The sequence below is a fragment of the Amaricoccus sp. genome (assembly GCF_036846665.1).
GTDB lineage: Bacteria > Pseudomonadota > Alphaproteobacteria > Rhodobacterales > Rhodobacteraceae > Amaricoccus.
Genome location: NZ_DAIUBO010000008.1, coordinates 1 through 26000, shown reverse-complemented (window position 1 = coordinate 26000; position 26000 = coordinate 1). Strand labels below are relative to the sequence as shown.

Genomic DNA, 26000 nt, shown 5'->3' with positions numbered 1-26000 from the left:
GGGGAGGACGGGCCATGGCACCGATCGCGTGGAAGCCCGAATACAGCGTCGGCAATCCGGCGGTCGATCACGAGCACCAGGAGTTGATCGACCTGGTCAACGGCACCGCCGCGGCGATCCTCGACCGCCGCCCGGATGCCGACATCCAGCGCGGCTTCGGCGATCTCTTCCGGGCGATCTCGGCGCATTTCGCGCTGGAGGAGCAGCAAATGCGGGCGCATGGCTACGACCAGACCGACCAGCACAAGGCGGATCACGAACGGCTGCTGGACGAGCTGCGCGACATCATGGACGGTGCCGGCGCCCATCCCCAGACCGCGGCCGACCGGCTGGTGGAGGCCTTGGAGGCCTGGTTCGCCAATCATTTCCGCGTGCACGATTCGCGGCTCCACCTCCGCCTCGGCCCGCACGACCACGGCTGATCGCGCGCGCACGCGCCGACCGCCGCCGCGGCGATCGAGAAGGCCCCCCCAGCCCGATCGACCGGCGGCGGCCGGGCCGTGCCGGCCCCGCGAAGGGCCGGCACGGCCAAGTCCCCGGACGGTCGCCATGCGACGCCAGTTGTGCCCTCCGGCGCGCAGCGCGGCCTTCCCCCTTTGCCGGGACCCCGGCCTCGGCCGCGGCCTCGGTCAGGCGGAGGGGCCGTCGGCTTCAGGCGGTGGCCTCGGCGCTTTCGTTGAAGAAGAGCGCCTGGCTGATCAGCGCCTTGACCATGTTCTCCTCGAAGGGCTTGGTCACGAGGAAGGTCGGCTCGGGCCGCAGCCCGGTCAGCAGATGCTCGGGATAGGCGGTGATGAAGATCACCGGCAGCGCGTCGCTGCGCAGGATGTCGTTGATCGCGTCGATCCCCGAAGAGCCGTCGGCGAGCTCGATGTCGGCGAGCACCATCCCCGGGCGGTCGGCGTGGAAGAGCTCGAGCGCCTCGGCATGGGTGCGGGCGATGCCGGTGACGCGGTGCCCGAGCGCGGTCACCATATGCTCGATGTCCATGGCGATCAGCGGCTCGTCCTCGATGATCATGATCGCGGTGGCCACCTGTCGCGAGATCTCCTCGGCGGCAAGCGCGAGAAGCGCCTCGACCTCGGCCGGGTCGCGCTCGAGGATCGTGGCGATCTCGGCGCGCGAGAATCCCTCCACCGAGCCGAGCAGGAAGGCCTGGCGGGCCTCCGCCGGCACGGGGCCGAGATTGGCGGCGGCGCGCTGTTCCCAGGCGAAGGGGGAGGGGCGGGGCTCGACCGCGACCGTCAGCGTCGGAAGGAGCCGCGCGAAGAGGCGGAAGAGCCCGATCCGGTCGCTCGGCGCCTCGGGAAAGAGCGAGACATCCGCGATCAGCGCCTCCAGCATGGCGGCCACATAGGCGTCGCCCGTGGCCTGCGACCCGGTGATCGCCCGCGAGAAGCGACGCAGATACGGCAGATGTGGCGCGATGCGGGTGGCGAGCGGCATGCGGAGAACTCCCTTGTCCGGCACCTGCGGCGGCGCGGGTTCCGTTCCAACGCCGGCGCGAAAAAATAGTTCCGGGTCGCGGGAACTTTTCGCCGGCCGGCGCCTTTTCTCGATCCGAGGCCGGTGTCGCAAGGATATGTGTAGCGGTATGACCCAACCACCCAAGCCCGGCGGAGGCGCCGGATCCGCATCCGGGCCCCGCGGCCGCAACGGCGCGGTGCCGGAGCCCCACGACGAGATCGCCAGCAAGCTGCGCGCGCTCTATGCCGAGATCGAGCGCGAGCCGATCCCCGCCGAGCTGATCGACCTGCTGGAGCGGCTCGATGCGGCCGAGGAACGCGAGAGGAACGGCGACCAGCCATGAGCGATGCACAGCCGAGCTTCAAGGCGGCGCTGCTCGCCGCGCTTCCGTCCCTGCGCGCCTTCGCGCTGTCGCTCAGCGGCCGTGCCGACGTGGCCGACGACCTCGTCCAGGAAACCGTGATGAAGGCCTGGGCGAAGCAGGCCGATTTCAGGCTCGGCACCAATATCCAGGCATGGCTCGTGACCATCCTGCGCAACACCTTCTACAGCCAGATGCGCAAGCGCGGCCGCGAGGTGCAGGACAGCGAGGGCACCTTCACTGCCCGGCTGAGCGTGCCGCCGGCGCAGGACGGGGTGCTGGACCTGAGCGATTTCCGCCGCGCGCTGGCCGAACTGCCCGACGACCAGCGCGAGGCGCTCCTCCTGGTGGGCGCCTCGGGCTTTTCCTACGAGGAGGCCGCGGGCATCTGCGGCTGCGCCGTCGGCACGGTCAAGAGCCGGGTCAGCCGCGCGCGCTCGCGGCTCCAGGAGATCCTCGGGATCGCGGGCGCCACCGACTACGGCCCCGATGGCAAGCAGGGCGGCACCACGACCTGGCGCGCCTTCGCCACCTGATCCCGCGAAAGCGCCGGCGCCGCTTCATGCCCACCGGGCAGGCAGACGAAGGGGGCAGGCAGACGAAGGGGCGCGGCCCCGCGGCCGCGCCCCTGATTGGACCGTCTCGCTCCCGAATGCCGTCGCGACTTCGCGCCGGTGGGCACAAACCGGGCGTGGCTCCGGCCTGTGCTCAGCGGCGCAGGAACCACGCCAGCAGCAGGCCGAAACCGAGCAGGCCCAGCGCCGCGGATTCGACCGGCCGGTCGCGGACCGTCGCCAGCGCCCGGTCCTCAGCATGGCGGAGGTCGCGGCCGAGGGATCGCGCCGAGGCGCGTGCGTCCCGGCGGATCCGGCGCAGGCCGCCCCGCCCGTCCTCGGCGAGCGTCCCGGCGAGGCGTTCGATCTCGTCGCGCAGATGCGCGAGCTCGGCTTCGAGCTCCGCGCGGTCCGGCGCGTCGGCGAGCACGGATTTGAGCTTCTGGACCGTGGTCATCGTAGTCTCCTTTCTCGATCGAGCCGCGGGCCTTCGGGCCGCGACGGCGCCGGGCGCCGCCATGGGACGGCGCCCGGCCCTGATGTCGGGGTCCTGGCGCAGGAGCGTCAGCCCTCGTAGGGCTCACGGCCCTCGAGCGATTCCGGCGTCAGGGTGGTGCGCACCTCGATCACGTCGTTGGCGTCCTTGATGATGTCGAGCTCCTCCATCGAGAGCAGCACCGTGTCCGAGCCGAAGCCGAGGAAGCCGCCGAATGTCGCCGCGACATTCTCGACCTTGCCGTCGTCCGACAGCAGCACGTCGTCGATCGAGGCGACATTGTCGCCGCCATAGGTCTTGATGTCCGCGCCGATCAGGTTCTCCGCGGAGAGAGTGGAGGGATCCATCTCCACCCAGCCTTCCGGTATGGCGACCATGGCGGGATCGCCGACCGGCGCCGCCTCTTCGGCGGCCATGGCGGGGGCATCGCCCTCCATCACTTCGGCCGGCGTGGTTTCGTTCTCGATGACCGGAGCGGCCGGATCGGCGGCCGGGTCGGTCGTTTCGGTGGCGGTCTGGGCGAAGGCGCCCGTGGCCAGGAGCGCGCCGAGCGCGGTCGTGGCGAAGAGGGTCTTGAACATCCTTCTCTCCTTTGTCTTGCGACCGGCGATTCCTGCCGGCCTTCGATGCTGGATCAACGCGAGGATCGGTCGGGGGTTCCGCGGGTCGGGGTTTTGTGCCGATCGCTATACATCTATGAAATATCGCGGAAAAATGACTGCCGCACGGGGCGCGCCGGCCGGTCCCGGCCCCGCTCCGCGCGACCCGCGGCTCGACGGAACGCCCTCGGCCGCCAGGCAGAAAAGAGGGCGCCCCGCTTCGGAGACGCCCAGTTGGGGAACACCCCGGGAAAGGGTCAGAGGCCGGCGATCCAGCTGTCGATCTGCCGTTCGGCCTCTTCCTTGGTGACGCCGTAGCGATGCTGGATCTTGCCGGCGAGTTCGCGCCGGTCGCCCTTGGCTTCCTGCAGGTCGTTGTCGGTCAGCTTGCCCCATTGCTGCTGGGCCTTGCCGGTCCATTCCGTCCACTTGCCTTCGATCTGGTCCCAGTTCATGTCCGTCTCCTTTCTCTGCGAGCCGCCGCTGCGGCTCTCACCGGGCAAACGTCGCCCGGCCGGAGGCGTTCCCCGGCAACCGCGGCACCGGCGGCGATCAGCCGGTGACGATCGCGCGCAGCATCCAGGCGGCCTTCTCGTGGACGGTGGAGCGCTGGGTGGCGATATCGGCGGTCACGATGTCGCCGTGCTCCTCGGCGAGGGCGGCGAGTTCGTGCATCCGCGTCGCGACCGTCTCGTGGTCGGCGCGCAGGTCGTCCACCATGTGCCCGGCATCGGGCGGCTGGTCGAGATCGCCGAGCACCGAGCCCTCCGCGATGTCGGCGAACCGCATGGCCGTCAGCTGCCCGAGCGCGCGGATGCGTTCGGCCAGCACGTCGGCGGCCGCGAAGAGATCCTCGTATTGCGCCTCGGTCAGCTTGTGCAGCGAGTAGAAGAGCGGCCCCGTGATGTTCCAGTGGTAGGCGTGGGTCTTGAACATCAGCCGGTAGGTATCGGCCAGCGTGCCGCCCAGCGCCGTCGCCAGGGCCCTCTCGCCGTCAACGCCCGTCGCGGGGCTGGCGGGGCGCGGCTTGGTCCCGAGTATCGTGGTCATGAGAACGGATCTCCTCCTCCTTGGGGGTGAGCGGAAAGGCCGCCGGGCCGCGCGGTTCGTCCACGCGGCCCGGCCTGTGCCTGGCAAGTCATGGCGTCCGGATCAGGGCGCCCGGCCGCGAAGCGCCCGCGCGATCAGGGCCACCGCGAAGAGCACGATGAAGACGAAGAACAGGATCTGCGCGATCCCGGCCGAAGCGGAAGCGATGCCGCCGAAGCCGAAGAGTGCCGCGACCAGAGCGACGGCCAGAAAGACGAGTGCCCAGTAGAGCATGACGGATCTCCCTCAATGGTTCATGCCGTCTGAAACGCGCGAGGGAGGCGCCGGTTCCTGTCGCTCCGCCCGGATCAGCGATCGCTCGGGGCGCCGCCGAGCCGTCCGTGCAGGTCGGCCACGTCCTTCTCGAGCTGGTCGTAGACCTGCGCACGCGCCGCCGGGGGATGCCCGTGACTCGCCTCGAAACGCTCCGAGATCGCCTCCAGGAGATGGCCAATATCCGCCCAGTCCATGCTGCTGCGCGTCTCGGCGCGGGCCCGCGCATGGTCGATGCGCGCCTGCAGTTCGGCGCGGCGCCGGGAAAGATCTTCTTCTGCCATGATCGTGGCCTGCCTTTCGGTAAGGGGATATGATCAACGCGCGCCGGCGCCGGTTGGTTCCGCTCCGGGCCGGCCGGCGCGCAGATTTTTTGCGTTCCCGGAACGATCCGCCCGTTGTGGCGTTTCGCGAACCTCATGGATGCGCTTCTGAGCGAGATCACGGTCGCGCCGACCATTCCCTGGACGGTGCTGGTCCTCCGGCTGGCCGGGGCGCTGCTGCTCTGCGGCCTGATCGGGCTGGAACGGGAGAGCCGCGACCGCCCTGCCGGATTGCGTACCCACATGATGGTGGGGCTCGCGGCGGCGGTCTATTGCATCGTCCTTCTGGAAATGATCGCGGCCTTCGGGGAGGGCGAGGGCCAGCTCCGGCTCGACCCGGTGCGGCTGATCGAGGCGGTGACGAGCGGCGTTGCCTTTCTGGCGGCCGGGATGATCGTCTTTGCCAAGGGCGAGGTCCGGGGCCTGACCACGGGCACCAGCCTCTGGCTCGCCGCCGCGGTCGGGCTCGCCGTCGGGCTGGGGCTCTGGCCGGTCGCGGTGCTGGCAACGATCCTCGCGCTGGTCGTCGTGGGGCTCCTGAAACGCGCGGAGCGCGCCGCCCGGCGCGGCGAGACGGCGCGACCGGCCTCGGCCGGGTCGGAGGGAGAGGATCGGGCGGAGTGAGTCGACCCCTGACCGGATCGTCTCCCTGCAGCGTCGGGGCGCAGGGCCTTCAGTGGCATTCCGTTTGGCAGCGCGCCTATGTCGGCCGCGTTCTGGGCGCGCCCGGCGTCACCATCCCGCCGAGGCCGGCACCGCCGGGCAGCGCCCGCCCCGCCCCGTCACGCCAATGGCTGTGCCTCCGGCACGACGCGGGCGCTGCCCTCGTCTTGCTCGGGGGCGGTCGAGGAAGAAAGAAGGATCGGCACATGCGACAGCCCCGTCGGGGCCTTGGCGCGGGCTTGAAATCCTGCCACTAACCGACACATGATCGGTGCGAAGCCGTTTCGAACGGAGTGATGGCATGGGCCAGACGCAGATGAAAGTGGCCAGCCTCGACCGGGTCTGGGCGACGATCCGGCGCGAGGCGGAACAGATCGCGCAGGACGAGCCGCTGATGGCGAGTCTCGTGCATTCCGGCATCCTGCATCACGACAGCTTCGAGCGGGCGCTGAGCTTCCGCCTCGCCCAGAAGCTGGCCTCGCCGGAAATGAGCGATCTCATCCTGCGCGAACTGGCGGATGCAGCCTATCAATCGGAGCCGGAGATCGTGGCGGCCGCTCGTGCCGACCTGCTCGCGGTCTACGACCGCGACCCGGCCTGCCACCGCTACGTCCAGCCGGTGCTCTTCTTCAAGGGCTACCAGGCGGTGCAATGCTACCGGATCGCGCATTGGCTGCTGATGCAGGGCCGCATCGACATGGCCTATTTCATCCAGATGCGCACCTCCGAGGCCTTCGGGGTCGACATCCATCCCGGTGCGCGCATCGGGCAGGGGATCATGATCGACCACGCCCATTCCATCGTGATCGGCGAGACCGCGGTCGTCGGGGACAATGTCTCGATGCTGCATTCCGTGACGCTGGGCGGGACCGGCAAGGAGGATGGCGACCGGCATCCCAAGATCGGCGAGGGCGTGATGATCGGCGCCGGCGCGGCGGTTCTGGGCAATATCAGGATCGGCGCCTGCAGCCGCATCGCCGCCGGGTCGGTGGTGCTGCGCGACGTTCCCCCCAAGACCACCGTCGCCGGCGTGCCAGCGCGGGTCGTGGGCGGGGCGGGCTGCTCGGAACCCGCCAAGACCATGGACCAGCGCTTCGGCGATCCGGACTGAGGTCCGGGCCGCCGCGATCATCCAGGCGCTGCCACGCAGCGTTTGCACCGGTCGTTCCCCCGGCAACCGCCGACAGCCCCGCAAGGGGCCGCCGGCGCAACCGGACCGGCGCCCCGGTCAGGGGAAGCCGACTTCGTTGAAGATCTGCTGGGCCAGCGGCTGGTTCTCGCCGAGGGCGTCCAGGTTGAGCGTGTCGCGCCGGGAATCGCCGAGCGACGCGGCGATCTCGCCGACCGGCACGCCCTCGACCACGGGGAATTCGTTGTTCTGGTCGGCGAAATGCGCCTGGGCTTCCGGGGTCGTCATGAATTCCAGGAAGGCGACGGCATTGTCGCGATGGGGCGCATGCGCCGCGACGCCGGCTGCCGCCACGTTGACATGGGTGCCGGTGGTCTCCTGGTTGGGGAAGACGAGGCCGATGCCGTCGGTGGAGCCGGTCAGCCCGTCGACCTGCTCGGCGAGCGCCCGGGCGAAGTAATAGGTATTGGCCACGGCGATGTCGCAGGCGCCGGAGACGAGGCCCTTGAGCTGGTCGGTGTCGCCGCCCTCGGGCGCGCGCGCGAGATTGGCGTGCAGGCCCGTCGCCCAGTCCCGGGCGGCGTCCTCGCCGTCATGGGCGATGATCGCGCCCATCAGCGAGAGATTGTAGATGTTCGAGGAGGAGCGGATGCAGATCTGTCCGGCGTATCGCGGATCGGCCAGCGCCTCGTAGGTCTGCGGCGGCTCGGGAACCCGGTCCCTAGCGTAGAAGATGATGCGGGCGCGGGTCGAGAGGCCGAACCAATGGCCGTCGGGATGGCGCAGATGCGCGGGGATCCGGCTCTCGAGGGTCTCGGATTCCACCGGCTGCAGCAGCCCGTCCTTGTCGGCGAGCCAGATCCGGCCCGCGTCGACGGTCAGGAAGATGTCGGCGGGGCTGTTCGCGCCCTCGGCCTTCATGCGCGCGATCAGCTCGTCCGCCTCGCCCTCGATGCGGTTGACCGCGATCCCCGTCGCTGCGGTGAAGGCTGCATAGAGGCTGTCGTCGGTGTCGTAGTGGCGCGAGGAATAGATGTTGACCTCCTCCTGGGCGGCCGCCGGGACGGCGCCGACGAGGGCGGCGAGGGCCGCGATGCTTGCGAGAAGGCGGGGGCTGGGCATGGTCAACTCCTGTGGCAGGGCCGGTATTTCCGACGATTTGCATCGGGAATGACCTGACGGCCTGGCGAGAGCCTGTCAACAGGCATTCCCGACGAGTCCCGTCCGGTTCGACGGCGCAGGTCTCGGCGCCCGGCGCCCGCTCAATAATCGCGTTCGTAGAAGATGCCGAGCCGCGTGTTGCCGTCGGTGCCGACCGAGCCCCGCGCGGTGACCATGTCGTTGATCTCGACCACCACCTCGGCGCGGCTGACCCCGTCGCTGGCGGTCTGCACGTCGACATAGACGTTCTCGCTGATGTATTTGCCGGCACGCACCGCGGTGGCGCCGGAATCCTCGGTGATGATGTCGAGATCGTCGAGGCCGGTCGAGCTGCGCAGCGAGGCCAGGAGCCCGCTGCCGCCGGCGCCCGCGAGCTCGGCCGCCGCCGCGGCGAGCTGGGCCGCCTGGAAGGGCGAGAGATCCTGCGAGGCGCGCTTGAAGAGCAGGCGCGACAGCACCTCGTCCTCGGGCAGGGGCGGCTCGGAGCTGAAGACGATGTCGGGCTCCGAGGCGCGCCCGGAGACCGTCACGATGGCGGTCACGTCGCCGGAGGTCGAATGGGCGACGAAATTGATGCGCGGGTCGAAATCGCCCTCCAGCGTCAGCGATCCCTCGTCGAACTCGATCCGCTGGGCGAGCACGACGATGCGGCCGCGCCGCATGTCGAACTGGCCCACGGGCTCGATGTCGGTCGTCGGGCCGCGGAGCCGGAGCTCGCCGCCGAGCTCAGCGTCGAGGCCGCGCCCGCGCACGAAGATCTGGTTCGGCGCGCTGACCCGGATGTCGAGCTCGAGGCCGCTGCGGCCGGTCGCCTGCGGCGGCTGCGGGGCGCCGACCTGCGCGCGCTCGAGGGTCTCGACGACGCGCGGCGGCGGGCGCAGATGCTCGACCTGCTCGAGCTTGGCCTGGGCGTTCACGCCGAGCGCCTCGGAGATCGATATTTCCGTCCGCCCGAGGTCGATGCGCCCGGAGAGCGTGCCGCCGCCGCCCTGCAGCGGGCCGTCGACGGCCAGCTGGCCCGAGAACCGCGTGGTCACGAAGGCGCCGTCGGTATAGCGCACGTCGTTCATGCGCATGGAGAGATCGGCGGGAAAGCCGCGCGCCCCGTCGATCGACACCCGGCCCTCCGCGGTGATCTCGCCGCCGCCGCTCACGGCGGCGCGGGCCCCGCGCAGGACCACCGCGTCGCCTTCGAGCCCGGCGTCGAGGCTGATGTCTTCCAGCCGGACGTTGAGCTGCGGCAGGACGAAGGTCCCGCCGCCCAGGGAGACGTTGCCGGCGAGCCGCGGTGCGGCCAGCGAGCCCTGCGCGGAGACGTCGAGCTGCACCGTGCCGCTCGCCTGCGCGGAGCGCGCCTCGAGGAGCGGGTTGGCGAGCGCCAGCGGCACCGTGCCGGAGGCGCGCATGTCGAGGCCGGAACCGGTCAGGGGAATGCGCCCGGAGCCGGAGATGTCGAGCCCCGGCGCGCCGCCGAGCCGGGCGGTCGCGAGGGTGAGCGTGCCCGCGGAATAACCGCCCGAAAGCGTGACGTTCATCGGCGGCACCGCGTTCTGGCGCAGGACCGCGGCGCCGATCCCGGTGCCCTCGATGTCGAAGCTTGCCGACGGGTCGGCGAGCGGGCCCGTCACCCGGGCGTTGCCGGTGACATTGCCGGCGAGGCCGCGGTTGCCGGCGATCTGGTCCACGAGCGAGAGCGGGAAGGCGGCCAGCTCGACGGTGAGGTCGAGATCCCCCGTGCCGAGCGGCACGGCGCCGCTGGCCCGTGCCGAGAGCCCGCCCGCGGCGGACACGCCCGCATCCACGTCGAGCCGCTCGCCTTCGGTCCGGCCCCTGGCGGTGACGTCGATCGGCGGAATCCCGGCGGCGCGCGTCGGGGCGGCGGCGAGCCCGGTCGCCCCGGCGTCGAAGGTGATGTTCGGCGCCGCGCGCGTCCCGCCCACGCGCGCGGTCCCGTTCACCACGCCGGCGAGCGCGAGCTGCGGCCGGATCGCATTGGCGATGTCGAGCGGCATGTCCGCGATGTCGAGGCGGAGGTCGATGTCCTCGGCCACGCGCCCCTCGGCGCTGAGCTTGCCGGTCCCGAAATCGAGCTCCAGCGGGGTCAGGGTGACGGCGCCCTCCGCGACGGTCACCGTGGCCGGCGCCGCCAGCTGCGCGGTCTGGCCGGCCTGCCGCAGGCGCAGCGTCTCAAGCGTCGCCGCGAAACCGCCGGGCTGGCGGGCGAGTTCGGCGCTGGCATCGACGAGCGTGCCGATCGCCAGCCGGCTCTCGGCGGTGACGCGCATGCTGTCGGCATCCTCCTGCGCGGCCCTGGCGGCGATCGAGGCGATCTCCTGCCCGGCCACGGCGATGTCGCGGCCGTCGAGCGTGCCGCTCACGAAGGGCAGCCCGAAGGCATCGGTGACCCGCGCATCGACCCGCAGCGCCCCGACCCGGTTGGCGCCGAAGGCGAGGTCGCCGGCCGAGGCGTTCACCGCGATCGCCTGGCCGGGATCGCCGGCATCGAGCGCGATGTCGGCGGTGAGCGAGCCGCCGGCCTCGACCAGTGCGAGCGCCGCCAGCGAGGCGACGTCGGGCGCCCGCAGGCTGAGCTTGCCGGTGAGCGGGGCGCCGGTCGTCTGGGTGATCGCGCCGGTGAGGCTGTTGGCGCCGAGCGCGAAGCGAAGGTCCGAGACCGAGCGGGTCTCGCCGGCCACGGCCAGGTCAGCGCCGATATCGAGCACGAGCGAATCGAGCTGGCCGCCGCCGCTGAGCCGCCCCGAGACGTCGCTTCCCTCCATGCGCCCGTCGAAGCCGAGATCGAGCCCCGAGATGCTGCGCCCGAGCAGGCTGCCGGTCTCGATCCCGGCATCGAGCGTGATCCCGATCGACCGCCCCGTGCCCTGCGCCCGGCCGGAGGCGGTCACGGCACCCGCGGCGCGCGGGTCGATCAGGGCGAGATCGGTGAGCGATGCGTCGAAGCCGAAATCCGTGGTCCGGGTCGAGACCTGCCCGTCGGAGGCGAAGGCGAGCTGCGGGTTCTCGAGCCGCAGGTTCTCGGTGCGGAAGCCGCCCGCGTCGCGCACGGTGCGGCCCGAAAGCGTCGTTCTGCCGGCCATCAGCCCGTCGAGGCGCGGATCGCCGAGCACGAGATTCTCGGCGCTGCCGTCGAGCGCGAGGTCGAAGCCGCCGCTCAGCGGCGTGACGCTGCCCTCGGCGCGCAGCGCGAGCGCGCCGGAGAGCCTGCGGCCGGTGATGCCGGAGAGGATGGCGATATCGGCGACATTGAGCGCGCCGCGCCCGGTGAAGACCAGATCCTCGAAGGTCCCGGCGGTGAAGACCGAAAGGCCGTTGCCGCCCAGCTGGACCTGCCGCAGGTCGATCGCCCCGCCGGGCTTCAGCGCGGCATCGGCGAAGAGGTCGAGCCGGGTTCCGAGCGCCGCCCGCACCTTCGGGTCGGCCGCCCAGACGCCGGTGGCGAGGCCTTCGAGCGCGATGGTCACGTCGCGGCGCGCGGGATCCTCGAGGTTGCGCGCCCGCCCGCCCATGTCGAGGGTCACGTCCTCCATCTCGATCCCGCCCGTGGAGAGCCGGTCGAGCACCAGGAGGCCGCTCCAGTTGCTGGAATCGCCGAAACTGACCCGCAGCACGGCGGAATTGAGGCGGGTCTCCTGGCCGGGAACCGGGAGGCGCACGGCCGGCGCGGCCGGGTCGCCGAGCGTGCCGGAGAGGTCGAGGCTGCGCAGGAACCCGTCCGCGCCGGTCTCGGCGCGGCCCGTGAGGTCGAGCACCGCGCCCGAAAGCACGAGATCGTCGATGCGCACCCCGCCGCCGGTCTTGCTGAGCCCGCTCACCCGGACGGCGGTCTCCCCGGCGAAGAACTCCCGGAAATCGGGCGGGATCAGCGGCGTCAGGCCGCCGCGCAGGTCGGCGTCGAAGCCGAGGCCCGCGTCGGTGCCCCTCAGCGCGATCTGGCCGCCCGCCAGCCGCTTGCCGGCGGCGTCGAGCGCCACGTCGAAATCGACGTTGTCGAGCGGCCCGCTGCCGGCGATGCGCAGGTCGATGGCGGGCGTGTCCTCGATCCTGAGCAGGCTCGCCACGAGCCCGCCGTCGGGCTCGCTCAGATGCAGGTCGAGGTCGATCTGGCGCGTCTCGTTGGAGAAGGCGGCCTTGAGCGCGAGCTCGCCCCCGGGCGCGTCCTTGCGCAGGATGTCGAGGGCCGCGTCGAGCGCCCCGCCGGCCAGCGTGAGATTGCCGTCCGCCGAGAGCTCCGCGGCGGTGCCGAAGACCTGCTCGTCGAGCACCATGCTGTCGATGCGAAGCTCCCGCAGGTCGATCGACACCGGGAGCTCGGGCAGGGCGAAGGGCTTGGCCTCGGCATCCGCGAGGTCGATCGGCCGCGTCCGCGGCGGCCCGGCGCGGCGCAGCCAGGCGATGCGCCCGGCACTCAGCCGGTTCACGTTCACCCGCCCGAGCAGGAGCTGGAGCCGGTTCCAGTCGAGCTCGACGTCGTTGATCTCGAGCCAGGGTCCGCGCGCGTCGGAAATGGTGATCGCCCCGATCCGCGCCCGCGAGGACAGCGCCCCGGTCACGCCGCTCAGGCGGATCTGGCGCCCCGGCGCCGAGAGCTGGTTCTCGAGCAGGTTGACGAGAAAGCCGTTGTCGGAGGTCTGGTCGCCCTCGGGCGCCTGCGCCAGCGCCGCGAGTGCGGCGAGGAAGAGCACGCCGAAGAGGATCGCGACGCGTCTCAAAACGCCTGTCCGATGCCGAAATAGACCGCGACGATCGAATCCTCGGGCTGCGGATTGATGGGGGTCGCGACATCGACGCGAAGCGGTCCGATGCCGGTGAAATAGCGGAATCCGAGCCCGACGCCGACGCGCACGTCGTCGGAGGAATCCGGCGTGATGCCGGCGGCGACCACGCCGACATCGGCGAAGGCGACGCCGCCGTATTTCTCGTTGTAGCGGAAGCGGAACTCGCCCGAGCCCTCGACCAGCCCGCGGCCGCCGACCACGCCGGTCTCGCCCTCCGAATCCGTCGTCTCGACGCCGATCGAATTATAGGCGTAGCCGCGCACCGAGCCGCCGCCGCCGGCGAAGAACAGCATGTCGGGCGGGCTTTCCTCGACCGGCGGGCCGCCGAAGCCGCCGAATTTCGCCCGCCCCGCGAGCACGAAGCGGTCGTCCTCCGAGAAGCCCAGATAGGTCCGGCCCTCGATGGTGCCGCGCAGGGCCGGGTTGCCGTATTTCGCCTCGTAGAATGGGCGCAGGTCGCCGGCGAGGTAATAGCCGCTGGTGGCGTTCAGCGGATCGTTGCGCCGGTCGTATTCGCCGCGGCCGACCAGGGCGAAGGTGAGGAAGTCGCGGGTCCCGAAATCGTCGGTGAACCGCGCGCGCTGGACTTCGCCGAAGAGATCCCCGGTCAGGAACGCGCCGAAGCGCTGGGAGAAGCCCGCGCGCGCGGTGAGCGAGGTCTGCCGGTAGGTCTCCCAGTCGAGCTGCTGGGCGAGCAGCGAGGCGAAGAAGCTGGTGTCGGGCGAGATCACCCCGGGCTTGGTGAAGGTGACCCCGAGATTGTAGTTGTAATCGGCCGGGTCGCTGGTGAGCAGCAGGCCCTCGATGCCGGCATCGAAGCGCAGGCGCTCGGCCTTCCCGAAGAGGTTGCGGTGCATCCAGTAGGCCTGCACGCCCAGGCCGTCGATGGTCGAATAGGTGCCGCCGAAGCCGATCGTGCGCCGGCGGCGGTCCTCCACGACGATGGTCATCGGTAGGCTGCCGTCCCCGAGGATGTTCTCCTCCTCGACGATCCGGATCGAGCGGAACACGCCGAGCGAGGACAGCCGGTCCTCGGCATCGTTCAGGTCGTCGGGATCGTAGGGCGCGCCTTCGTGGATATTGGCCATATAGGCGACGAACTCGCGGTCGACCCGGCTGCCGCCCTCGACCGTGACGGTGCCGTAGCGCGCCTTGCGGCCCGGATCGATGGTCACGTCCACGTCGAGCCGCCCGGTGGGATGGTCCGCGATCACCTCGCGATCCGCCTCGCGCGCCTTGGCGTAGGAGAGCTGGCGCCATTGCTCGACCGCGAGTGCCGAGGCCGACGTGATGGTGCCGGAGCGCGCGCTCTCGCCGGTCTCGAAGCCGACCGAGCGCGGCGGCTCGACCCCGTCGCGGCCCTCCGGCTGGAAGGGCGGGGCATTGGTGATGCGGGTGGTGCCGAAGAGGAACGGCGGCCCGGGCTGGATCTCGATCGCCACCGGAACGCCCTGCGGCAGTTCGGCGGCGAGCGTCAGATCCGCGGCCTCGACGCCGTTGATGCGGATGCTGATATAGGGGCCGTAATAGCCCTCGGCATAGAGCGTGGCCAGCAGCCTCCGGTAGTCGCCCCGCGCCTTGGAGATCAGCCCCGCGTTTCCCGAGGCCGGCGTCTCGCGGTCGCTCCAGAGCGCCGAGGCCGTCTCCATGCGCTTCTGCAGCCCGCCGTCCTCGGTGCCGGAGACCCGCAGGGTGGCGGTATAGGGCAGGGGGTCGATGATCTCGATCCGGTCTTCCTCGGGCTCCGAGCCCCAGAGGCGGAATCCGAACAGCTCAAAGGCACCGGCGGCCGGGGGGGTGGCGACGGCTGCTCCGAGCAAGAGGCCCGACAGGATCCCAAGTTTCTTCAGGCGTGCCACTTTGCAGCGCTTCTCCGCCCCTGGACTGCTCCGGTCCGTCATTAACCCTTCCCGGCAGGAGTGCAACAATTGCGGGCGAATTTGCCCGCCTTTCCGCCCGCAGGCTTGCGCCAGGGCAACGCTTGCACCTCTTGGGGTTGCAAGCCACTGGACGCGGCCGGCGGCGATCGACTAAGCCCTGATCATGGAAGTCAGATGTACCGCGCTCCCGGAAGTCAAGATCATCACCCCGCGCCGCATCGGCGATGCGCGCGGATATTTCTGCGAAAGCTGGAACGCGGCGCGCATGGCGGCGGCGGGCCTCGATCTCGCCTTCGTGCAGGACAACGAGAGCCTGTCGCCCGCGACGGGCACCCTGCGCGGGCTGCATTGCCAGGCGCCGCCCTTCGCCCAGGCCAAGCTCGTGCGGGTGACGCGCGGCGCGATCCTCGACGTGGCGGTGGACGTGCGCAGGGGCTCGCCGAGCTTCGGGCGCTGGGTGAGCGCCGAGATCTCGGCGGAGAACGGCGCGCAGATCCTGGTGCCGCGCGGCTTCCTGCACGGTTTCGTCACGCGGGCCCCGGACACGCAGGTGGTCTACAAGGTCGACAATCCCTATGACGCCGCCTCGGACATGGGCGTGCTCTGGAACGACGCGGATCTCGGCATCGACTGGGGCATCGCGCCCGAGGCGGTGATCCTGTCGGAGAAGGACCGCGACCTGCCGGCGTTCCGCGCCTGGGTATCGCCCTTCGACGTCGAGGCGCAACCATGAGCGCGCCCGAGCGCGGGGCGGGCAGGTGATGCGGGTCCTCGTCTTCGGCGCCACGGGCCAGGTCGGGAACGCGCTCGCGGCCCGGGCGGCGCGGCACGGGGCCGCGGTGACCGCGCTCGGAAGGGCGGAGGCCGACCTTCTCGCGCCCGAGGCCTGCGCCCGGGCGGTCGCGGAGGCCGAGGCGGATGCCGTCATCAACGCCGCCGCCTATACCGCGGTCGACAAGGCCGAATCCGAGCCAGAGATCGCCCGGGCGGTGAATGCCGCGGCACCCGGCGCCATGGCGCAGGCCGCGGCGCGGCGCGGGCTGCCCTTCCTGCATATCTCGACCGACTACGTCTTCGACGGCGCGCCCGGCCGGCCCTGGCGCGAGGACGATCCCACCGGCCCGCTGGGGGTCTATGGCGCCACCAAGCTCGCCGGCGAGGAATTGGTGCGCGCGGCAGGCGGGCGGCACGCCATCCTGCGCACGGCCTGGGTCTTCTCCGGCCACGGCGGCAATTTTCTGAAGACCATGCTGCGGCTCGGCGCCGAGCGCGACAGGCTCCGGGTGGTCGAGGATCAGCGCGGCGGCCCGACACCCGCCGCCGCCATCGCCGATGCGCTTCTCGTGATGGCCGGAGCGCTCGCGGAGGGGCGTGGCGACAGCGGCACCTGGCATTTCACCGGGGCGCCGGCGGTCTCCTGGGCGGAATTCGCGCGGGCGATCTTCGCGGCGCGGGGCGGGACGGCGCCCGTGGTGGAGGGGATCGCGAGCAGCGGCTGGCCGACGCCGGCGCGCCGCCCGATGAATTCCGTGCTCGACTGCAGCGCGATCCGGCGGGATTTCGGCATCGCCCAGCCCGACTGGCGCGCGGGCGTCGCCGAGGTGATCGAGGCATTGGCATGACGCAGACGGCGCCGGGCCCCGCCCGCAAGGGCATCGTACTGGCCGGCGGCTCGGGCACCCGGCTCTATCCGATCACCCATTCGCTCTCCAAGCAGCTCCTGCCGCTCTTCGACAAGCCGATGATCTATTATCCGCTCTCGGTGCTGATGCTGGCGGGGCTGCGCGAGCTCGCCATCATCACCACGCCGGAGGACCAGGAACAGTTCCGCCGCCTGCTGAAGGACGGCGCGCAATGGGGCATGACCTTCGACTATCTGGTCCAGGAGCGCCCGGAGGGGCTCGCCCAGGCCTATGTGCTGGCCGAGGATTATCTCGCGGGCGCCGCCTCCACCATGGTGCTCGGCGACAACATCTTCTTCGGCCACGACCTGCCGGTGCTGCTCAAGGCCGCCGCCGCCCGGCCCGAGGGCGGCACCGTCTTCGGCTATCAGGTGGCCGATCCCGAGCGCTACGGCGTGGTGGCCTTCGACCGCAGCGGCAGGGTGCTCTCCATCGAGGAGAAGCCGGCGCAGCCGAAATCGGATTTCGCCGTGACCGGCATCTACGTGCTCGACGGCAGCGCGCCGGAGCGGGCGCGGCGGATCCGGCCCTCGGCCCGGGGCGAGCTGGAGATCACCGACCTCCTGAATTCCTACCTCGCCGAAGGCCAGCTGACGGTGGAGCGCATGGGCCGCGGCTATGCCTGGCTCGACACCGGCACCCATGCGAGCCTGCTCGATGCGGGGAATTTCGTGCGCACCATCGAGGAGCGGCAGAACCTCAAGATCGGCTGTCCCGAGGAGATCGCCCACGGGCTCGGCTGGATCTCGACGGACGAGCTTCGGGCCCTGGCCGCCCCCTATCTCAAGACCGAATACGGCCGCTACCTGGCGCGCATCGCCGACCTTTCCTGACGTCGCCGCCCGGGTCGGGATCGGGCAGACTCGCTCCCCCGCGGCCCTAGGCCACCCGCCGGTCGCCGGTGGCGAAGGTGCTGAGCCGGAGCCAGCGCCCCATGTCCCGCGCCATCGCCGGATCGCCGTCGATCCGCACCCGGCCCTCGGCGGTCTCCCGGCCGAGCTTGGCCAGCCCCATCCAGATCGCCGTCATCGACCGCAGCGAGGCGGTGACCAGCAGGTCGACCTCGAATCCGGGATCGAATCCGCAGAGGTCCACGGTGGCGCCCTCGACCACCAGCCACCAGCAGCGGCGCGCCGGGACCAGCTCGGGGAACTGGAACTTGATCGTGCAGCGCCGCGGCGGCAGGGGCCTGGGGTCGAGGTTGCGGCGCATGTCCCACATCAGCAGCGAAGGATCGAGGTTCCTGAGCGAGAGCTGCGACTCGACCCAGCGCTGGCCCCAGAAGCCCATGCCCAGGACGATGGGGCGCAGATCCTCGCCCGCCTCGGTCAGGTGATACTCGACCACCCCGGCCTCGTTCGGGACCTGCACGACCACCCCCGCCCGCTCCAGCTCCTTGAGCCGCTTCGAGAGCAGCGACGGCGACATGCGCGGCACGCCGCGCCTAAGATCGTTAAACCGGGTGGTGCCGCAGAGCATCTCGCGCAGCACCAGCACCGTCCAGCGCTGGCAGAGCACCTCCGAGGCCATCGCGACCGGGCAGAACTGTCCGTAGCTTCCGGTTCCGCCCATGGACGCGCATTCCCCCTGCTGCCGTCGCGACTCTACACGCGATCGCGGAGCCGGAACAGGGACCAGTACAGATCCTTGACTGGATCGCGGAAGGCGATTCGCGGATCTTCCCGGGATCGTTTGAACCAGGGGAGATCATCGATGAGCGTACTTGAGGAGTTGGCCCGCGAGACCGCAGGCGCGGACGTCGCGATCCGCGCGAAGGCCGAGGCGCTGCTGCCGGAGCTCGAGGCGGGCGCGGCGGCAGCGGACGAGGGCGACCGTTTCGTCGCGGAGAACTACGCCCGGCTGCGCGCCGCCGGGCTGGTCGAGGCCGGGGTGCCGGTCGAGCTCGGTGGCGGCGGCGCGGAGGTGGCCGAGCTCGCCGAGATGCTGCGCATCCTCGCCCATGGCTGCGGCTCGACCGCGCTCGCCTTCGCCATGCACACCCACCAGGTGGCGATCCCGGCCTGGCGCTGGCGGCACCGGCAGGTCGCGGCGATGGAGCCGCTCCTGCGCCGCATCGCCGCCGAGCGGCTGATCCTGCTCTCGAGCGGCGGCTCGGACTGGATCGGCGGCTCGGGCGAGGCGCGGCGGGTCGAGTGCGGCTACCGGATCACCGCGCGCAAGGTCTTCACCTCCGGGGCGGAGGCCGGCGACATCCTGATGACGGGCGCCATCCTCGAGGAGGACGGCGAGCGCTCGGTGCTGCATTTCGGGGCGCCGATGAAGGCCCCGGAGGTACGCATCGAGCAGACCTGGCGCACGCTCGGCATGCGCGGCACCGGCTCGAACGACGTGGTCATCGAGGATCTCTTCGTGGCCGACGCCGCCGTGCCGCTGAAGCGCAAGGCCGGCGAATGGCATCCGCTCTTCCAGATCATCGCCACCATCGCCTTCCCGCTGATCTACGGCGTCTATCTCGGGGTGGCCGAGAGCGCGCGCGACATCGCCGTGGGGCTGGCGCGCAAGCGGCCGCCGAGCCCGCATGCGCTGGCGCTCGCCGGACGGATGGAGACGGCGCTGCGCGCGGCCCAGATCGCCCATGGCGCCATGCTCGCCGAGGTGGCCCGCAACGACCCCTCCGAGCGGAGCGTCAACGAGGTGATGATCGGCCGGACCCTGGTCGGCGAGAACGCGATCCGCGCCGTGGAGCTCGCGATGGAGCTCGCGGGTGGCGCGGGCTTCTACCGCGCCGCGGGGCTCGAGCGGCGCTTCCGCGACGTGCAGGGCGCGCGCTACCACCCGCTCCAGGCCGGCCCGCAGGCGCAATACGCCGGCGCCATGGCGCTTGGGCAGCCGGTCGCGACGATCTACTGAGTGCTGCGCAAGGCAGCCCGAAGGCCCGGCCGTGCGCCAGCACGGCCTGCGCCTGCCTGCCCCCGCCGCCGTATCTCTTCCCGCGCCTAGCGTCGCCATCCCGCCCGGCGGACACCGCCGGGCAGCGCCCGCCCCGCCCCGTCACGCCGAAGGCGTGCCCCCGGCACGACGCGGGCGCTTCGCACCTGCCGGGGCGGGCGCTGCCCTCGTCTCGCTGCGGGACGGTCGAAGAAGAAAGTATGAGCTCCGGAAGCTGTTGCTCAGCGGCGCCAGCCCTTACCCGAACTCGAAGATTGGCCCGGGGCCTTGGACCCCCAAAAACCGCCCGCCAGACGCCGAACGGGCCCCCGAAGGGGCCCGTCGGTATCAGGCCCGGATCAGCCCCATGTTCTCGAGCTTCAGGATTACCTGCTGGGCGCAGTAATCGACGTCGAGATTCTCGGTGTCGAGGCGCAGCTCGGGCTCCGCGGGCTCCTCATAGGGGTCCGAGATGCCGGTGAATTCCTTGATCTTGCCTTCGCGGGCGAGCTTGTAGAGGCCCTTGCGGTCGCGCCGCTCGCATTCCTCGATCGAGGTCGCCACATGGACCTCCACGAAGGCGCCGAAGGCCTCGATCTCCTCGCGCACCGCCGAGCGGGTGGCGGAATAGGGCGCGATGGGGGCGCAGATGGCGATGCCGCCGTTCTTGGTGATTTCCGAGGCGACATAGCCGATGCGACGGATGTTGAGATCCCGGTGCTCCTTGGAGAAGCCGAGCTCCGAGGAGAGGTTCTTGCGCACCACGTCGCCGTCGAGCAGCGTCACCGGCCGGCCGCCCATCTCCATGAGCTTGACCATCAGCGCGTTGGCGATCGTCGACTTGCCCGAGCCGGAGAAGCCGGTGAAGAACACCGTGAAGCCCTGCTCGGCGCGGGGCGGCTTGGTGCGGCGCAGCTCGGCCACCACGGCAGGGAAGGAGAACCAGTCGGGGATCTCCAGCCCCTCCTGCAGGCGGCGGCGCAGCTCGGTGCCGGAGATGTCGAGGATGGTCTCGCCCTCGGCGACCTCGTCGCGCGGCTCGTACTGCGCCTTCTCCTGGACATAGACCATCTGCTTGAAGTCGACCATCTCGACGCCGATCTCGTCCTGGTGCCTGGCGAAGAGTTCCTGCGCCTCGTAGGGACCGTAGAAATCTTGACCCGCCGAATTCTTGCCCGGCCCGGCATGGTCGCGGCCGACGATCATGTGGGTGCAGCCGTGGTTGCGGCGGATGATGCCGTGCCAGACCGCCTCGCGCGGCCCGCCCATGCGCATGGCGAGGTTGAGAAGCGAGAGCGAGGTGGTCGACGAGGGATACTGGTCGAGCACCGCCTCGTAGCAGCGCACCCGGGTGAAGTGGTCGATATCGCCGGGCTTGGTCATGCCGACCACCGGGTGGATCAGGAGGTTCGCCTGCGCCTCGCGCGCGGCGCGGAAGGTGAGTTCCTGGTGCGCCCGGTGCAGCGGGTTGCGGGTCTGGAAGGCGACGATCCGCCGCCAGCCGAGCTTGCGGAAATAGGCGCGCAGCTCGTTCGGCGTGTTGCGCCGGGCGCGGAAATCGTAATGCACCGGCTGCTGGATGCCGGTGATCGGGCCGCCGAGATAGACCGGCCCCGCGCGGTGATGCAGGTAGTTGATCGCCGGATGCTTGATGTCGTCGGCGCCGAAGACGCCCTCGGCCTCGGCGGATTTGTCCGGGGTCCAGCGGTCGGTGACCGACATGATCGCGAGGATGACGCCCTCCGCGTCGCGCAGCGCGATGTCCTGTCCCGGCTCGATGCTGGCGGCGAAGGCCTCGGAGACGTCGAGATTGATCGGCATCGGCCAGAGCGTGCCGTCCGCGAGCCGCATCCCGGCCACCACCGCCTCGTGATCCGCCTGCGAGAGGAAGCCCTTGAGCGGGTTGAAGCCGCCGTTCATCAGGAGTTCCAGGTCGCAGACCTGCCGCTGGGTGAGGTCCCAGGAGGGAAGGTCGCCCGCCTCGACCTTCAGCTTGGCGGCGCTGTCGTAGGAGACGAAGAGTTCGGGGATCGGAACGAGGTTGGACGCGGTCATCGATAAGCCTTCACCACTGATTCGGGACTGCCGGCGTGTTAGCAGCGCCCCGGACGGCGGTCAAAGCCGCCTCCGGGCCGATCAGGGTTAAATCTCGCGGCGTTGCGGCGAAGCGGCTTGTTTCGCTTGACGTGGTTAAGGCGGCGGCTCGCGGAACGCATGACGGGCATGCCGCAGCCGCATGGCCGCGGTCAGGAAGGTCAGGCCCGCGAAGCCGAGGGCGAGGGCCGCAAAGCCGCCGGGCCAGAGGCAGAGCCGACGAAGAAGGCGATGGTCTCGGTCCCCTCCAGCAGCCCGCCGGAACAATGGATCGACTTCGCGCCCCGCGCGCGGGTCTCCAGCCCGCGCTTCTCGGCCAGGATGGCGAAGCCGAGAAAGCTCGCGCCATTGACGTAGAAGGAGAGGAGCAGCACCGCCCCGGCGACGGCATTGCTGCCGGGCTCCAGAAGGACGAAGCCGAGCGGCACCGCGCCATAGACCAGGAAATCCGCGGTGATGTCGAAATAGCCGCCGAGATCGGTCCGGCGCGTGGCCCGCGCCGTCGAGCCCGTCCGCGAGCCGCGAGGCCGCGAGCGGCAGGAGCGCCCAGCCCGGCGAGGGTGAGCGCATCGGCGCCCAGGCCCCGCGCCGCCAGCCAGCGCCCCGCCCGGTCGAGCGGCGGGTCGATCAGGGGGCGGATCAGCCCATCGAGCATGAGTCAGCCCGCCAGGACCCGCGGCAGGAACAGCACGATCGCGGGAAAGCCGAGCAGCAGCGCCACCCGCAGGATCTCGGCGAGGAAGAACGGCGTCACCCCACGGAAGGTCGCGGCCATCGGCGTCTCCGGGTCGAGCGAGGAGATGATGAAGACGTTCATGCCCACCGGCGGCGTGATCAGGCCGAGCTCCACCACGATCAGCGCGAGGATCCCGAACCAGATCTTGAGCTCCTCGGTCGACATGCCGAAGGCGCCCTCGGCGCCGGCATGGAGCCCGCCGTTGATCTCCACCAGCACCGGCCAGAAGAACGGGATCGCGAGCAGGATCATCGAGAGCGAATCCATCAGGCAGCCGAGCAGGATCAGCGCCAAGAGCAGCAGCACCAGGATCGCCAGCGGCGGCAGGCCGGAGCCGCCGAGCCAGGCCGCGGTCGCCTGGGGCACGCCGCCGCGGCTCATGAAGATCTTCAGGAGTTCCGCCCCGAGCAGGATCAGATAGATCATGCCCGTGGTGCGCGCGGTCTCGAGCAGCGCCGCGCGCAGCGCCGCCCAGCCGAGCAGCCGACGGGCGGCCCCGTAGAGCGTCACGAGAAACACCCCCGCCGCCGCCGCCGGGGTCGGGGTGAAGAGCCCGCCATAGATGCCGCCGATCACCAGCCCGAAGATCACCGCCACCGGGATGACGCCGAGGCTCGCCCGGCGGAACTCGGCCGCCCCGACCGCTTCGCTGGGCGGTCCCGAGGCGGGGCGGAGCGCCACCACCAGCGCGATGGTGGCGAGAAACATCGCCACCGCGATCATGCCGGGCAGGAGTGCCGCCATGAACATGGTCACGATATTGGCCTCGACCAGCACCGCATAGAGCACCAGCACCACCGACGGCGGGATCAGGATGCCGAGCACGCCGCCGGCGGCGAGCGTGCCGGTGGCGAACGGCCCGGAATAGCCATGGGCCTTCAGCTCCGGCAGGGCGACCCGGCCCATGGTCGAGGCGGTGGCGAGCGAGGAGCCGCAGACCGCGCCGAAGCCCGCGCAGGCGGTGATCGCCGCCATGGCGAGCCCGCCGCGCAGCCAGCCGAACCAGGCGCGCGCGGCCCGGAAGAGATCCTGGGAAAGCCCGGCGCGGGCGGCGAGCGCGCCCATCAGCACGAACATCGGCACCACCGAGAGGTCGTAGGTGGCGAACTGGCCGTAGGCGAGCGTCTTGAGCTGGGCGAGCAGGATCGCCGGCCCCCCGAGCACCGCGATGCCGGCGCCGCCCACCAGGATCATCGCATAGGCGATGGGCATGCGCGCGGCGATGAGGGCGACGAGGATCGCGAGCCCGGCAAAGCCCGTCGCCAGCGCGTCGAGCATCGCGGCTCAGGACGCCTTCGCGGCGCGGCGGGCGTCCTGGAGGCTGACCAGCGCCGCCGCCGCCAGGAGGATCAGCGCGGCGAGCACCGGCACGAAGGCCCACCAGACCGGCACCTGCAGGATCGCGGTGGTGAGATTGTAGGCGCGCTGGTCCAGGAGTCCGAACCACATGCGCTCGGCGAGCAGCAGGCTGAAGCCGAGCGCCACGCAGGCCGCCACCATGCCGAGCCGCGCGATCCAGCGCCGCGACGCGCGGGCGGTGAAGATGTCGGCGCTGACATTGGCGCCGCTGATCTGGCAATAGGGCAGGAAGAGGAAGACCGCCACTGCCACGCCCATCTCGGTCAGCTCGAAGGTGCCGGGAAACGGCCGTCCGGCCAACGCCTGGGCGAGGATCGACCAGGCGTTGACGCAGACCACCGCCACCAGAAGCAGGCCGCCGGCCAGCGCGAAGCCCTCGGCCAGCCGCGCGACCGCGCCCGCCAGCCCGCGCCGTTCCGCCGCCTGCGCCATTCAGGAGCCGCCGGCGGCATTCTCCGCGATGGCGGCGCGGGCGCGCTCCACGAGCCCGGCGCCGTCGATGCCCTGGCTCGCCATATCCGCCACCCAGCGGTCGACGACCGGGGCGACCGCCGCCTCGAAGGCCGCGGTCTCCTCCGGGGTAAGGCGGTAGTAGTTGACCCCGGCCTCCTGCGAGATGGCGATGCCGGCGTCGTCGGCGCGGCGCCAGATATGGCCGAGCTCCTCCGCCCAGGCCGCGTCGCTCGCGTCGAGGAAGGCCTGCTGGATGTCGGGCGGCAGGCCGTTCCAGCGCTCGAGGTTCATGGAGAGCTGGAAGGTCGAGCTGCCGAGCCGGACCTGGCCGTCACCGTCCACCTGGAAGCCGGTCTGCTCCTGCAGCTTCAGGGGCGGCACGATGTCCCAGGGCAGGAGCGCGCCATCGACCACCTTGCGCGAGAGCGCCTGCGGCAGATCCGGCACCGGCATGGCCACCGGATTGGCCCCGAGCGCCTCGATCACCCAGGCGCCGGTGCGCGAGGGCGTGCGCAGGTTCAGCCCGGCGAGATCGGCCGGGGCATGGACCTCGCGATCGACCATGTGCAGCCCGTTGCCGGTATGGACCTGCAGGAACATCACCTCGAGCCCGGCGTAATCCTCGGCGAGATCGGCGTCGAACAACGCCCGCATGGCGAGGTTCGCCGCACTCGGGTCGTTGCGATAGACCGTCGGAAGCTCGAAGACCTCCGTGCGCGGAAAGAGCCCGGGCGTGTAGCCGTTCAGCGTCCAGACCAGATCCACCACGCCGTCGCGGGCCTGGGAGACCAGCTCCGGCGGCTTGCCGCCGAGCGACATGGAGGGATAGATCTCGATATCCACCCGACCGCCCGAATTCGCCTCGACCCGCTCCACCCAGGGCGCGATGATCTCGGTATGCGAGGGCGTGAGCTCCGAGAGGAAATGGTGCAGCTTGAACTTGTATTCCTGGGCGCCGGCGGCGGCCGCCAGCACGAGTGCGGATGCGAGCGCGGCGGCGCCCGCAGAAATCCTGAGCATCGGTCCGATCCTTCCCCATCGCGCCGTCCCGTTTGACGCGCGTGACCGGCGCCACAAGTATCCGCCCCGCCGCTGCGCCGCAACAGCAATGCCGGGCAATCGCATCTGGTCCCCCATTCTTCCCGCTACGACCTGACCGCCCCGAGATGAGGGCAGCGCACGACCCGGCGGGTGCAAAGCGCCCGCGTCGTGCCGGAGGCACGCCTTCGGCGAGACGGGGCGGGGCGGGCGCTGCCCGGCGGTGCCGCCGGGCGGGATGGCGGCGCTAGGTGCGCGCGGAACTCCAATCGGCAACGACGCGCGGTCAATTGCGATCACCCCGAACAGCAATGCCGTGCGGCTGGACGAATCGGCGCATCGGGACAAGACTTGGCGGCAAAGGAACATTGCCATGTCTGACCTCGCGGAAGCGCTCGGCGCCGCCGTCGCCGACCGGCGGGAGGATGCGATCGCGCTCACCCAGGCGCTGGTGCGAATCCCGACAGTCAATCCGCCAGGCGAGAACTACCGCGCGATCTGCGACCTGATCGCCGCACGGCTCGCGCCCCAGGGCTTCGCCATCGACTTCGTCCGGGGCGAGGGCGCGCCGGGCGACAGCGACCGCTATCCGCGCTGGAACGTGATCGCGCGGCGCGAGGGCGCGCGGCCGGGGCCCTGCGTGCATTTCAACGGCCATGTCGACGTGGTGGAGGTGGGCCAGGGCTGGACGCGCGATCCCTTCGCGGCGGATCTGAGCGACGGCCGCATCTGGGGGCGGGGCACCTGCGACATGAAGGGTGGACTCGCCGCGGCGATCGTGGCGGTCGAGGCCTTCCTCGCCCTGCGCCCGGATCATGCGGGCGCCATCGAGATCTCGGGCACCGCCGACGAGGAGACCGGCGGCTACGGCGGCGGCGCGCATCTCGCCGAGCGCGGCTGGTTCCGCCCCGGCCGGGGCGGCCACCTCCTCATCCCCGAGCCGCTGAACAAGGACCGG

At 71.0% G+C, this 26000-nt stretch carries 25 protein-coding genes and 1 pseudogene; 10 read left to right on the top strand and 16 right to left on the bottom strand.

The features are described from left to right. Positions 1-14 precede the first annotated feature (14 nt). Positions 15-422: a bacteriohemerythrin gene (locus tag V7050_RS01715; RefSeq protein ID WP_324365798.1), complete on the top strand. Its 408-nt coding sequence runs from the start codon at positions 15-17 to the stop codon at positions 420-422. 229 nt (positions 423-651) lie between these two features. Here V7050_RS01715 and V7050_RS01710 read toward each other — a convergent pair whose 3' ends face one another. Next, a complete protein-coding gene (locus V7050_RS01710) occupies positions 652-1446 on the bottom strand; it encodes a response regulator (protein ID WP_324365796.1) in 795 nt (264 codons plus the stop codon). Positions 1447-1594: 148 nt separating this feature from the next. Between V7050_RS01710 and V7050_RS01705 the strand changes: the two genes are divergently transcribed. Together V7050_RS01705 and V7050_RS01700 are read left to right on the top strand one after the other, a co-directional pair. After that, positions 1595-1810 carry a NepR family anti-sigma factor gene (locus V7050_RS01705; protein ID WP_324365794.1) on the top strand — a complete coding sequence of 72 codons (216 nt, stop codon included), beginning with the start codon at positions 1595-1597 and terminating at the stop codon, positions 1808-1810. After that, positions 1807-2364, top strand: a complete 558-nt coding sequence (locus V7050_RS01700) for a sigma-70 family RNA polymerase sigma factor (protein ID WP_324365792.1) — start codon at positions 1807-1809, stop codon at positions 2362-2364. Before V7050_RS01705 ends, V7050_RS01700 begins: the two co-directional genes overlap by 4 nt. Before the next feature lie 172 nt (positions 2365-2536). On the opposite strand, the gene V7050_RS01695 is transcribed toward V7050_RS01700, so the two are convergent. The 6 genes from V7050_RS01695 to V7050_RS01670 all read right to left on the bottom strand — a co-directional run bounded on the left by V7050_RS01695 (position 2537) and on the right by V7050_RS01670 (position 5123). Further along, the gene (locus V7050_RS01695; RefSeq protein ID WP_324365790.1) at positions 2537-2839 is read right to left on the bottom strand and encodes a hypothetical protein; all 303 of its coding nucleotides are present in this window, start codon (positions 2837-2839) and stop codon (positions 2537-2539) included. A gap of 107 nt (positions 2840-2946) precedes the next feature. Further along, positions 2947-3459: a PRC-barrel domain-containing protein gene (locus V7050_RS01690; RefSeq protein WP_324410195.1), complete on the bottom strand. Its 513-nt coding sequence runs from the start codon at positions 3457-3459 to the stop codon at positions 2947-2949. A 275-nt stretch (positions 3460-3734) separates the two neighbouring features. Further along, on the bottom strand, positions 3735-3932 hold the full coding sequence (locus tag V7050_RS01685; RefSeq protein WP_324365786.1) for a CsbD family protein: 198 nt from the start codon (positions 3930-3932) through the stop codon (positions 3735-3737). Positions 3933-4029: 97 nt separating this feature from the next. Then, on the bottom strand, positions 4030-4527 hold the full coding sequence (locus V7050_RS01680) for a Dps family protein (RefSeq protein WP_324365785.1): 498 nt from the start codon (positions 4525-4527) through the stop codon (positions 4030-4032). A 102-nt stretch (positions 4528-4629) separates the two neighbouring features. Next, positions 4630-4800 (bottom strand): DUF1328 domain-containing protein, encoded by a 171-nt coding sequence (locus V7050_RS01675; RefSeq protein ID WP_324365784.1) that lies wholly within the window; start codon positions 4798-4800, stop codon positions 4630-4632. A gap of 74 nt (positions 4801-4874) precedes the next feature. After that, positions 4875-5123, bottom strand: a complete 249-nt coding sequence (locus V7050_RS01670; RefSeq protein WP_324365782.1) for a hypothetical protein — start codon at positions 5121-5123, stop codon at positions 4875-4877. 114 nt (positions 5124-5237) lie between these two features. Between V7050_RS01670 and V7050_RS01665 the strand changes: the two genes are divergently transcribed. Both V7050_RS01665 and cysE read left to right on the top strand, forming a co-directional pair. Beyond that, positions 5238-5786 (top strand): MgtC/SapB family protein, encoded by a 549-nt coding sequence (locus V7050_RS01665; protein ID WP_324365780.1) that lies wholly within the window; start codon positions 5238-5240, stop codon positions 5784-5786. A 340-nt stretch (positions 5787-6126) separates the two neighbouring features. Then, the gene (cysE, locus tag V7050_RS01660; protein WP_324365778.1) at positions 6127-6936 is read left to right on the top strand and encodes a serine O-acetyltransferase; all 810 of its coding nucleotides are present in this window, start codon (positions 6127-6129) and stop codon (positions 6934-6936) included. Between the two features lie 117 nt (positions 6937-7053). On the opposite strand, the gene V7050_RS01655 is transcribed toward cysE, so the two are convergent. From V7050_RS01655 to V7050_RS01645, 3 genes are all read right to left on the bottom strand, one after another. Beyond that, a complete protein-coding gene (locus tag V7050_RS01655; protein WP_324365776.1) occupies positions 7054-8076 on the bottom strand; it encodes an extracellular solute-binding protein in 1023 nt (340 codons plus the stop codon). 140 nt (positions 8077-8216) lie between these two features. After that, positions 8217-12845: a translocation/assembly module TamB domain-containing protein gene (locus tag V7050_RS01650; RefSeq protein WP_324374105.1), complete on the bottom strand. Its 4629-nt coding sequence runs from the start codon at positions 12843-12845 to the stop codon at positions 8217-8219. Beyond that, the gene (locus V7050_RS01645) at positions 12842-14770 is read right to left on the bottom strand and encodes an autotransporter assembly complex protein TamA (protein ID WP_324374103.1); all 1929 of its coding nucleotides are present in this window, start codon (positions 14768-14770) and stop codon (positions 12842-12844) included. Before V7050_RS01645 ends, V7050_RS01650 begins: the two co-directional genes overlap by 4 nt. 184 nt (positions 14771-14954) lie before the next feature. On the opposite strand from V7050_RS01645, the gene rfbC reads away from it, so the two are divergent. The 3 genes from rfbC to rfbA are packed head-to-tail and all read left to right on the top strand — an operon-like array spanning position 14955 to position 17306. Beyond that, the gene (gene rfbC / locus V7050_RS01640) at positions 14955-15524 is read left to right on the top strand and encodes a dTDP-4-dehydrorhamnose 3,5-epimerase (RefSeq protein ID WP_324369794.1); all 570 of its coding nucleotides are present in this window, start codon (positions 14955-14957) and stop codon (positions 15522-15524) included. Between the two features lie 28 nt (positions 15525-15552). Beyond that, the gene (rfbD, locus tag V7050_RS01635; protein WP_324369792.1) at positions 15553-16413 is read left to right on the top strand and encodes a dTDP-4-dehydrorhamnose reductase; all 861 of its coding nucleotides are present in this window, start codon (positions 15553-15555) and stop codon (positions 16411-16413) included. Continuing rightward, entirely contained in the window at positions 16410-17306 is an 897-nt protein-coding gene (gene rfbA, locus V7050_RS01630; protein WP_324369790.1) for a glucose-1-phosphate thymidylyltransferase RfbA, read from the top strand. The genes rfbD and rfbA overlap by 4 nt, the downstream gene beginning before the upstream one ends. Before the next feature lie 46 nt (positions 17307-17352). Here rfbA and V7050_RS01625 read toward each other — a convergent pair whose 3' ends face one another. After that, positions 17353-18045: a winged helix-turn-helix transcriptional regulator gene (locus tag V7050_RS01625; protein WP_324369788.1), complete on the bottom strand. Its 693-nt coding sequence runs from the start codon at positions 18043-18045 to the stop codon at positions 17353-17355. 141 nt (positions 18046-18186) lie between these two features. Here V7050_RS01625 and V7050_RS01620 point away from each other — a divergent pair, with 141 nt between their 5' ends. Next, positions 18187-19344 carry an acyl-CoA dehydrogenase family protein gene (locus V7050_RS01620; protein ID WP_324369786.1) on the top strand — a complete coding sequence of 386 codons (1158 nt, stop codon included), beginning with the start codon at positions 18187-18189 and terminating at the stop codon, positions 19342-19344. Positions 19345-19710: 366 nt separating this feature from the next. On the opposite strand, the gene V7050_RS01615 is transcribed toward V7050_RS01620, so the two are convergent. From V7050_RS01615 to V7050_RS01595, 5 genes and pseudogenes are all read right to left on the bottom strand, one after another. After that, complete coding sequence (locus V7050_RS01615; protein WP_324367561.1) at positions 19711-21417, bottom strand: bifunctional sulfate adenylyltransferase/adenylylsulfate kinase; 1707 nt, start codon at positions 21415-21417, stop codon at positions 19711-19713. A gap of 135 nt (positions 21418-21552) precedes the next feature. Beyond that, positions 21553-22111, bottom strand: a pseudogene (locus tag V7050_RS01610) (CDP-alcohol phosphatidyltransferase family protein). 3 nt (positions 22112-22114) lie between these two features. Then, entirely contained in the window at positions 22115-23470 is a 1356-nt protein-coding gene (locus V7050_RS01605; protein ID WP_324367559.1) for a TRAP transporter large permease, read from the bottom strand. A gap of 6 nt (positions 23471-23476) precedes the next feature. Then, positions 23477-23983, bottom strand: coding sequence for a TRAP transporter small permease (locus tag V7050_RS01600; RefSeq protein ID WP_324367557.1), 507 nt, complete (start codon positions 23981-23983; stop codon positions 23477-23479). Next, entirely contained in the window at positions 23984-25024 is a 1041-nt protein-coding gene (locus V7050_RS01595) for a TRAP transporter substrate-binding protein (protein WP_324367555.1), read from the bottom strand. It lies immediately after the preceding gene. 391 nt (positions 25025-25415) lie between these two features. Between V7050_RS01595 and V7050_RS01590 the strand changes: the two genes are divergently transcribed. Continuing rightward, a partial coding sequence (locus V7050_RS01590; RefSeq protein WP_324410193.1) for a M20/M25/M40 family metallo-hydrolase occupies positions 25416-26000 on the top strand: 585 nt, incomplete at its 3' end.

Bases quoted from the DNA above. Each gene is read 5' to 3' on its own strand.
- V7050_RS01715 (WP_324365798.1), top strand. From the start codon at position 15: ATGGCACCGATCGCGTGGAAGCCCGAATACAGCGTCGGCAATCCGGCG.
- V7050_RS01710 (WP_324365796.1), bottom strand. From the start codon at position 1,446: ATGCCGCTCGCCACCCGCATCGCGCCACATCTGCCGTATCTGCGTCGC.
- V7050_RS01705 (WP_324365794.1), top strand. From the start codon at position 1,595: ATGACCCAACCACCCAAGCCCGGCGGAGGCGCCGGATCCGCATCCGGG.
- V7050_RS01700 (WP_324365792.1), top strand. From the start codon at position 1,807: ATGAGCGATGCACAGCCGAGCTTCAAGGCGGCGCTGCTCGCCGCGCTT.
- V7050_RS01695 (WP_324365790.1), bottom strand. From the start codon at position 2,839: ATGACCACGGTCCAGAAGCTCAAATCCGTGCTCGCCGACGCGCCGGAC.
- V7050_RS01690 (WP_324410195.1), bottom strand. From the start codon at position 3,459: ATGTTCAAGACCCTCTTCGCCACGACCGCGCTCGGCGCGCTCCTGGCC.
- V7050_RS01685 (WP_324365786.1), bottom strand. From the start codon at position 3,932: ATGAACTGGGACCAGATCGAAGGCAAGTGGACGGAATGGACCGGCAAG.
- V7050_RS01680 (WP_324365785.1), bottom strand. From the start codon at position 4,527: ATGACCACGATACTCGGGACCAAGCCGCGCCCCGCCAGCCCCGCGACG.
- V7050_RS01675 (WP_324365784.1), bottom strand. From the start codon at position 4,800: ATGCTCTACTGGGCACTCGTCTTTCTGGCCGTCGCTCTGGTCGCGGCA.
- V7050_RS01670 (WP_324365782.1), bottom strand. From the start codon at position 5,123: ATGGCAGAAGAAGATCTTTCCCGGCGCCGCGCCGAACTGCAGGCGCGC.
- cysE (WP_324365778.1), top strand. From the start codon at position 6,127: ATGGGCCAGACGCAGATGAAAGTGGCCAGCCTCGACCGGGTCTGGGCG.
- V7050_RS01655 (WP_324365776.1), bottom strand. From the start codon at position 8,076: ATGCCCAGCCCCCGCCTTCTCGCAAGCATCGCGGCCCTCGCCGCCCTC.
- rfbC (WP_324369794.1), top strand. From the start codon at position 14,955: ATGGAAGTCAGATGTACCGCGCTCCCGGAAGTCAAGATCATCACCCCG.
- rfbD (WP_324369792.1), top strand. From the start codon at position 15,553: ATGCGGGTCCTCGTCTTCGGCGCCACGGGCCAGGTCGGGAACGCGCTC.
- rfbA (WP_324369790.1), top strand. From the start codon at position 16,410: ATGACGCAGACGGCGCCGGGCCCCGCCCGCAAGGGCATCGTACTGGCC.
- V7050_RS01625 (WP_324369788.1), bottom strand. From the start codon at position 18,045: ATGGGCGGAACCGGAAGCTACGGACAGTTCTGCCCGGTCGCGATGGCC.
- V7050_RS01620 (WP_324369786.1), top strand. From the start codon at position 18,187: ATGAGCGTACTTGAGGAGTTGGCCCGCGAGACCGCAGGCGCGGACGTC.
- V7050_RS01615 (WP_324367561.1), bottom strand. From the start codon at position 21,417: ATGACCGCGTCCAACCTCGTTCCGATCCCCGAACTCTTCGTCTCCTAC.
- V7050_RS01605 (WP_324367559.1), bottom strand. From the start codon at position 23,470: ATGCTCGACGCGCTGGCGACGGGCTTTGCCGGGCTCGCGATCCTCGTC.
- V7050_RS01600 (WP_324367557.1), bottom strand. From the start codon at position 23,983: ATGGCGCAGGCGGCGGAACGGCGCGGGCTGGCGGGCGCGGTCGCGCGG.
- V7050_RS01595 (WP_324367555.1), bottom strand. From the start codon at position 25,024: ATGCTCAGGATTTCTGCGGGCGCCGCCGCGCTCGCATCCGCACTCGTG.